Here is an 8,270-nt window from a genome sequence, read left to right as displayed (position 1 = left end):
GGTATTGGTCAGTTGCACCTTCGACCCCAGCCACCTGGCCGCCGACGACTTCCAGCGCGCCGGTATCGAGCAGAGCGCCAGCCTGCAACGCTCGGTGGCCAAGCGCCAGGCCGAGTACCTGGCCGGCCGGGTCTGCGCCCGCGCCGCACTGCAACGCCTGGACGGGCGCGACTACGTGCCGGGCACCCACGAGGACCGCTCGCCGATCTGGCCGGCCGGCATCCATGGCTCGATCACCCACGGCAAGGGCTGGGCCGCCGCGGTGGTGGCCGCCGAGGGCGCTTGCCAAGGCCTGGGCCTGGACCAGGAGAGCCTGCTGGACGACGAGCGCGCCAAGCGCCTGGCCGGCGAGATCCTCACGCCGGCAGAGCTCCAGCGCCTGGATCGCGCGCAGGTCGGCCTGGCCGTGACCCTGACCTTCTCGCTCAAGGAAAGCCTGTTCAAGACGCTCTACCCGCTGACCCGGCAGCGCTTCTATTTCGAGCACGCCGAACTGCTGGAGTGGTCCACCGACGGCTTCGCCCGCCTGCGCCTGCTCACCGACCTGTCCCCCCAATGGCACAACGGCCGAGAACTGGAAGGCCAGTTCCGCGTCGCCGATGGCCACTTGCTCAGCCTGGTCAGCGTCTGACCTTCACTCCGGCGCCTGGGCCCGTGGCCAGTTCAGGCTGAAGCAGGCGCCGCCCAACTGCTCGCTGCGCCCCACCACGGCCCGCCCGCCGTGCCAGTAGATGATCCGCCGTACGATGGAAAGCCCCAGGCCATGCCCGCCCGAGGCACGTGTGCGGCTGTCGTCCAGGCGCGTGAAAGGCGTGAAGATGCGATCCCAGACGCCCTCCGGGATCCCCGGCCCGTCGTCCTCCACGTCGATGCGACAGCGCTGCTGGCCGATCTGGTAGCTCAAGCGAACCTGCGACTCGGCATGGCGCATGGCATTGCCCACCAGGTTCTGCAGGGCTCGGTGCAGGTAGCGTGGCTCGGCCTCGACCCAGGCCCCCGTGGCCTCGCCCCCCTGGCATTCGCCACGCACCACCTTGACCTCGGCACGCAGGGGGGCCAGTTCCTCGATCACCCGGTCCAGCAGGGCATCCAGGTCCACCGCCTGGAACGTCAGCGCCGGTGCGCCCTGCTCCAGGCGGGCGTAGGTCAGCATCTCGTCCACCAGTTTGTCCAGGTCCTGGATGTCGCTGTCCATGCCGGCCAGGTGCTTGGCCCTGGCCTGTTCGGTACTGGCGCTTTCGATCATCTCCAGGCCGAAGCGCAACCGCGCCACCGGTGTGCGCAGCTCGTGGGACACCGCCCGCACCAGTTCACGCTGCATGGTCAGGGAGCGCTGCAGGTGTTCGGCCATGTCGTTGAAGGCAGTCGCCAGGCGCCCCACCGAATCGGCATCGCCCGCCGGCACGCGGGTATCCAGGCTGCCCTTGGCCAACCGGGTGGCGGCGATCTCCAGGCCCGACACGCGCCGCTCCAGCTGGCGCACCAGCAGGTAGACCACCAGGCCGATCAGGCACAGGCCGAGGAAGGCGATGAGCACCAGCAACTGCGGTGGGTAGAGGTTGAGCTGGTACAGCGGGCCGATCTCCAGCACCCAGGGCGAGCCGGCCAGCCCCGAGAACACGCGGATGGCGTCGCCATCCTTGCCCAGGGCCATCACCGTGTCGCCCTCCTCTACCCGGCGCCGCTGGTCGTCGTCCAGGCCGACCCGCTCCAGGCGCTGCAAGGCGATGTCGAAGCCAAACCCCTTGCTCTGCTTGATCTCTGCCAGGCGCCGCTGCTGTTCGGTCACCGGGTAGCGCACCAGCTCGTCGGCCAGCAGGAACAGGGTGGCGCGCGCCAGTTGCTCGCTGACCTGCTTGACCTGGGCGACCAGCAGCTCGGCCTCCTGGCCGACCTGGCGCAGCACCCGGACCGCATGCGGGCCGGTCTTCTCCACCACCACCAGGCCACGGCGCAGGCGGGCCCGCTGGCTGCCATCGAGGGTGAGCGCCGACAGGGGCTGCAAGTCCAGCGGCACACCGAGCAGGCGCTCCCAGATCACCAGCGAGCGCTTGCGCTCCACCTCGTTCTGCAGCGCCAGGTTGTCGGCCATCAGGCTGAATGTCCCCTGGGCCAGGCGCTCACGGTGCTGGCCGGCACGCACTTCGTTGACCAGGTGCAGGCTGAGCACGCCCAGCACGGCCACCAGCACCAGTACCGCGAGCATGCCGCCATAGATGCGCAGGAAGATCGAGTTCATGGGCCGGGTGCCTGGGCAGCCTCGCCGACGAACAGGTAGCCCTTGCTGCGCAGGGTCTTGATCAGACGCGGGTGGATCGGGTCGTCGCCGATCTTGGGACGGATCTTGGAGATGCGCACGTCGATGGAGCGGTCCTGGCCGTCGTAGCCGACGCCACGCAAGGAGGTGAAGATCTCTTCGCGCGACAGCACGCGCCCGGTGTTGCTCGCCAGCAGCCAGAGCAGGTCGAACTCGGCGCCGGTCAGGTCGATCGCCTGTTCGCCCAGCCAGGCCTCGCGCAGGCGGTTGTCGATGCGCAGGGCGCCGAACTGCAACTGCTGGCGCTTGCTGTCGGGTGTCTCGCTGCGGCGCAGCAGGGCATTGATGCGCGCCAGCAGCAGCCGGGGGCGCACCGGTTTGCAGACATAGTCGTCGGCGCCCAGGTCCAGCCCTTGCACCTGGTCGAGCTCGTCGCCGCGGGCGGTGAGCATGAGGATGGGGCCGGCGTACTGGCCACGCACCCGCCGGCAGATGCTCAGGCCGTCCTCGCCAGGCAGCATCAGGTCGAGGATCACCAGGTCCGGCTGGCTGTCGACGATACGCCGCGCGGCACGGCCACCGTCGCCCTCCACCGCCACCTCGAAACCGTTGGTTTGCAGGTATTCGGCGGTGAGCTCGGCCAGGCGCTGGTCGTCCTCGACGATCAGGATGCGGTTGCTGGGCTGGTCCATGGGCCTACCTCGATGTCGTTGTCGTTATGCAGGGCTGGGGCTGCCATGTTGCCGAGGCGGGCCGCTTCGCAGCCCATTGCCCGTCACCGAAGCGCAACATCGCCCCCGGATACTACGTTCCGCGCCGGGTACTGCCAACCTCGCCCGCGCCCCTGGACTGAACCGTTTTTTGTGATAGGGTTCGCGCCCGCCAAAATCCGCAGCGAGGCATTGGGACGCAGAAAAAAGGTGAAAACCACTGGGCATAAGGCCTACAGCGAATACCCACGGATCACACACAAAGTACGCACAAGTTATCCACAGGCGCTCGCCTTGCAAAGACCCCGATACCGCATTATCTTGTATCCCCATCGCAGCGAACCACTAGATATTGGGTTTCGCGCAAAATCACAAACACAAGTCGCCAGGCAAATTCAAGCGATTTTTCTGGCTGAACTTCAGGTGATTTCAGCAGCCAAACCGCTCCTGCGGAGGCGACCGAGGCAAGCCCTTGCAGGGCCTTGTTCGGGCATGGGTGTTGCAGGCTACGCCGGGCACTCATCAGCAACAGTTTTTGGGCGCAGCCCAGAACCTTTGACTTCGGCCAGGGAGCGGCAGGTTATTGCCCCTTATTCCTGAGTCTGTCCCGAAGTCGGTACGCCCGAGCGGGCGGATGCGCGCGCACGACGCATCCCCGCCCGGGTCATCGAGCAAGTGGACGGAACGGTGGGCGCCCAAAAGGCGCCTGAACAATATAGAAACTGTGGAGACACCCACCCATGCAAACCGACACAACTCGCGAGAACCCGCAGGCCAAGGCGCCGCAGGCCGCCGATTCGAACCAGGATCTGGCTGCCACCGCCCCAGGCCAACTGCGTGTGATCAAGCGCAACGGCACTGTCGTCCCCTACACCGACGACAAGATCACCGTGGCCATCACCAAGGCGTTCCTCGCAGTTGAAGGCGGCACCGCCGCCGCCTCGTCGCGCATCCATGACACCGTCGCCCGCCTGACCGAGCAGGTCACCGCGACGTTCAAGCGCCGCATGCCGTCGGGTGGCACCATCCACATCGAAGAAATCCAGGACCAGGTCGAACTGGCCCTGATGCGCGCCGGCGAGCAGAAGGTCGCCCGCGACTACGTGATCTACCGCGAGCAACGCGCCAAGGAGCGTGCTACCCGCGCCAACACCGACAGCGTGGTCGAGCCGCATCCGACCATCCGCATCACCCTGGCCGACGGCAGCCTGGCGCCGCTGGACATGGCGCGCCTGAACACCATCATCAGCGAGGCCTGCGAAGGCCTGGCCGAGGTCGATGGCGAGCTGATCCAGCGCGACACCCTGAAGAACCTGTACGACGGCGTGGCCATCAAGGACGTCAACACCGCCCTGGTGATGACCGCCCGTACCCTGGTCGAGCGTGAACCGAACTACTCCTTCGTCACCGCCCGCCTGCTGATGGACACCCTGCGCGCCGAGGCCCTGGGCTTCCTGGACGTGGCCGACAGCGCCACCCACCACGAGATGGCCGAGCTGTACGCCAAGGCCCTGCCGGCCTACGTCGAGAAAGGCGTCGAGTTCGAGCTGCTCGACCCGGCCCTCAAAGGCTACGACCTGGAGCGCCTGGGCAAGGCCATCGACCACGAGCGTGACCAGCAATTCACCTACCTGGGCCTGCAGACCCTCTACGACCGCTACTTCATCCACAAGGATGGCGTGCGCTTCGAGCTGCCGCAGGTGTTCTTCATGCGCGTGGCCATGGGCCTGGCGCTGCAGGAGAAAGACCGCGAAGCCCGTGCGATCGAGTTCTACAACCTGCTGTCGTCGTTCGACTACATGGCCTCGACCCCGACCCTGTTCAACGCCGGTACCCTGCGTCCGCAGCTGTCGAGCTGCTACCTGACCACCGTGCCGGACGACCTGTCGGGCATCTACAAGGCCATCCACGACAACGCCATGCTGTCGAAATTCGCCGGTGGCCTGGGCAACGACTGGACCCCGGTGCGTGCCCTGGGCTCGTACATCAAGGGCACCAACGGCAAGTCGCAGGGCGTCGTGCCGTTCCTGAAGGTGGTCAATGACACCGCCGTCGCGGTCAACCAGGGCGGCAAGCGCAAGGGCGCGGTCTGCGCCTACCTGGAAACCTGGCACCTGGACATCGAGGAATTCCTCGAGCTGCGCAAGAACACCGGTGACGACCGTCGCCGTACCCACGACATGAACACCGCCAACTGGATCCCGGACCTGTTCATGAAGCGCGTCTTCGACGACGGCAAGTGGACCCTGTTCTCGCCCTCGGAAGTCCCCGACCTGCACGATCTGACCGGCAAGGCCTTCGAAGAGCGCTACGAGTACTACGAAGCCCTGACCGAGTACAACAAGATCAAGGTGTTCAAGGTCGTCCAGGCCAAGGACCTGTGGCGCAAGATGCTGTCGATGCTGTTCGAGACCGGCCACCCGTGGCTGACCTTCAAGGACCCGTGCAATCTGCGCTCGCCGCAGCAGCACGTGGGCGTGGTCCACAGCTCGAACCTGTGCACCGAGATCACCCTGAACACCAACGCCGACGAAATCGCCGTGTGCAACCTGGGTTCGATCAACCTGCCGAACCACATCACCGACGGCAAGCTGGATACCGCCAAGCTGGCGCGTACCGTCAAGACCGCCGTGCGCATGCTCGACAACGTGATCGACATCAACTACTACTCGGTGCCGCAGGCGCAGAACTCGAACTTCAAGCACCGCCCGGTCGGCCTGGGCATCATGGGCTTCCAGGACGCGCTGTACCTGCAGCACATCCCGTACGGCTCGGACGCTGCCGTGGAGTTCGCCGACCGCTCCATGGAAGCGGTCAGCTACTACGCCATCCAGGCCTCGTGCGACCTGGCCGACGAGCGTGGTGCCTACGAGACCTTCCAGGGCTCGCTGTGGTCCAAGGGCATCCTGCCGCTGGACTCCCAGCAGATCCTGATCGAAGCCCGTGGCGCCAAGTACATCGACGTCAACCTGGACGAGACCCTGGACTGGGCGCCGGTGCGTGAGCGCGTCAAGAAAGGCATCCGCAACTCGAACATCATGGCCATCGCGCCGACCGCGACCATCGCCAACATCACCGGCGTGTCGCAGTCGATCGAGCCGACGTACCAGAACCTGTACGTGAAATCGAACCTGTCGGGCGAGTTCACCGTGATCAACCCGTACCTGGTCCGCGACCTCAAGGCCCGTGGCCTGTGGGACTCGGTCATGATCAACGACCTGAAGTACTACGACGGTTCGGTCCAGCAGATCGAGCGTATCCCGCAAGAGCTGAAGGACCTGTACGCCACCGCCTTCGAAGTCGAGACCCGCTGGATCGTCGAAGCGGCCAGCCGTCGCCAGAAGTGGATCGACCAGGCCCAGTCGCTGAACCTGTACATCGCCGGCGCCTCGGGCAAGAAGCTCGACGTGACCTACCGCATGGCATGGTTCCGTGGCCTGAAGACCACCTACTACCTCCGTGCCCTGGCCGCGACCAGCACCGAGAAGTCGACCATCAACACCGGCAAGCTCAACGCCGTCTCCAGCGGCAGCGACAGCGCCCCGGTCCAGGCTGCTGGCCCAGCCCCGGTGCCGAAGGCCTGCGCGATCGACGAGCCTGACTGCGAAGCCTGCCAGTAAGGCTCGCTGAGGCTTCCTCCGGGAAGCCTCTTTTCTGTGCCACGGCACAGACCCTGTGGGAGCGGGCTTGCCCGCGAAAGGGCCACCGCCTTCCTACAGCCAGACACAACAAGCCGGGGCCCCACCGCCCCGGTCAGCCCTTCCCCGGGCACATCAGATTTGCGTGCACCGCAGTACCCCCGAACCGGGGCTCAAGCACCGCAACCAAGATCCACCGGCCATACTTGTAGATGGCCCTCGAGCAGGAGCACTTACCATGCTGAGCTGGGACGAATTCGATAAAGAAGACGGCGAAGTCGCCGCCAAAGGCAACACCGCTGCGCAGGGCAACGCCGCCGCTGCCACCCTCGACAAACTGGACAGCGCCGGTGACGCCGCCGCCCAGGAAGCCCGCCAGGCCAGCGCCGCCGACTCCGACGCGGTCAAGCGCGCCAAGGCCGCCCTGGACGAACTGGACATCGCCGAAGGCCTGGCCGAGCTGGAAGGCTCCAGCGCCCGCGTGCGTGTCGACGAGAAGCGCATGATCAACTGCCGCGCCGACCTCAACCAGTTGGTACCGTTCAAGTACGACTGGGCCTGGCAGAAGTACCTCGACGGCTGCGCCAACCACTGGATGCCGCAAGAGGTCAACATGACCGCCGACATCGCCCTGTGGAAGAGCCAGGACGGCCTGACCGAGGACGAGCGCCGCATCGTGATGCGCAACCTCGGCTTCTTCTCCACCGCCGACTCCCTGGTGGCCAACAACCTGGCCCTGGCCGTGTACCGCCTGATCACCAACCCCGAGTGCCGCCAGTACATCCTGCGCCAGGCCTTCGAAGAGGCGATCCACACCCACGCCTACCAGTACTGCATCGAGTCGCTGGGCATGGATGAAGGCGAGATCTTCAACATGTACCACGAGATCCCGTCGGTCGCTAAGAAGGCGGCCTGGGGCCTGAAGTACACCCGCGCCATCTCCGACCCAGAATTCAACACCGGCACCGTCGAGACCGACAAGGAGCTGCTGCGCAACCTGATCGCCTACTACTGCGTGCTGGAAGGCATCTTCTTCTACTGCGGCTTCACCCAGATCCTGTCCATGGGCCGCCGCAACAAGATGACCGGCGTGGCCGAGCAGTTCCAGTACATCCTGCGTGACGAGTCGATGCACCTGAACTTCGGTATCGACGTGATCAACCAGATCAAGATCGAGAACCCGCACCTGTGGGATGCGGCGATGAAGGAAGAAGCGACCCAGATGATCCTGCAAGGGACCCAGCTGGAGATCGAATACGCCCGCGACACCATGCCACGCGGCGTGCTGGGCATGAACGCGGCGATGATGGAGGACTACCTCAAGTTCATCGCCAACCGTCGACTGACCCAGATTGGGTTGAAGGAAGAGTATCCCGGGACGACCAACCCGTTCCCTTGGATGAGCGAGATCATGGACCTCAAGAAGGAGAAGAACTTCTTCGAGACACGGGTGATCGAGTATCAGACGGGTGGGGCGTTGAGCTGGGATTAAACCTAAAGGGCTGCCAAATGGCTAATGCTGTTCACTTAAGTCTGATGTGACATCGATTGGGGCTGCCTTGCAGCCCTTCGCGGGCAAGCCCGCTCCCACAGGATCGTGCATTTGCAGCGTACTTGTGGGAGCGGGCTTGCCCGCGGAGGGCCGCCAAGCGGCCCCAAATGGTT

Annotated in this window: 5 protein-coding genes; 3 read left to right on the top strand and 2 right to left on the bottom strand. The window is 65.3% G+C overall.

What is annotated here, in order from left to right:
- Window positions 1–631, top strand: a 631-nt coding sequence (locus WCE05_RS25330; protein WP_368816788.1) for a 4'-phosphopantetheinyl transferase, incomplete at its 5' end; no start/stop codon positions are given.
- Between the two features lie 3 nt (window positions 632–634).
- Here the strand turns inward: WCE05_RS25330 and WCE05_RS25325 are convergent.
- Entirely contained in the window at window positions 635–2,239 is a 1,605-nt protein-coding gene (locus WCE05_RS25325) for an ATP-binding protein (protein WP_253091479.1), read from the bottom strand.
- On the bottom strand, window positions 2,236–2,949 hold the full coding sequence (locus tag WCE05_RS25320) for a response regulator transcription factor (protein WP_253091480.1): 714 nt from the start codon (window positions 2,947–2,949) through the stop codon (window positions 2,236–2,238). The genes WCE05_RS25325 and WCE05_RS25320 overlap by 4 nt, the downstream gene beginning before the upstream one ends.
- Before the next feature lie 758 nt (window positions 2,950–3,707).
- On the opposite strand from WCE05_RS25320, the gene WCE05_RS25315 reads away from it, so the two are divergent.
- Both WCE05_RS25315 and WCE05_RS25310 read left to right on the top strand, forming a co-directional pair.
- Complete coding sequence (locus WCE05_RS25315; RefSeq protein WP_368816787.1) at window positions 3,708–6,587, top strand: ribonucleoside-diphosphate reductase subunit alpha; 2,880 nt, start codon at window positions 3,708–3,710, stop codon at window positions 6,585–6,587.
- 256 nt (window positions 6,588–6,843) lie between these two features.
- Window positions 6,844–8,097 (top strand): ribonucleotide-diphosphate reductase subunit beta, encoded by a 1,254-nt coding sequence (locus WCE05_RS25310; protein ID WP_225788344.1) that lies wholly within the window; start codon window positions 6,844–6,846, stop codon window positions 8,095–8,097.
- The last annotated feature ends 173 nt before the right edge of the window (window positions 8,098–8,270 follow it).

Origin of the sequence: Pseudomonas sp. I2 (assembly GCF_040984075.1) — a bacterium.
Taxonomy (GTDB): domain Bacteria; phylum Pseudomonadota; class Gammaproteobacteria; order Pseudomonadales; family Pseudomonadaceae; genus Aquipseudomonas; species Aquipseudomonas guariconensis_B.
This window is presented reverse-complemented; position numbering and strand designations above follow the sequence as displayed.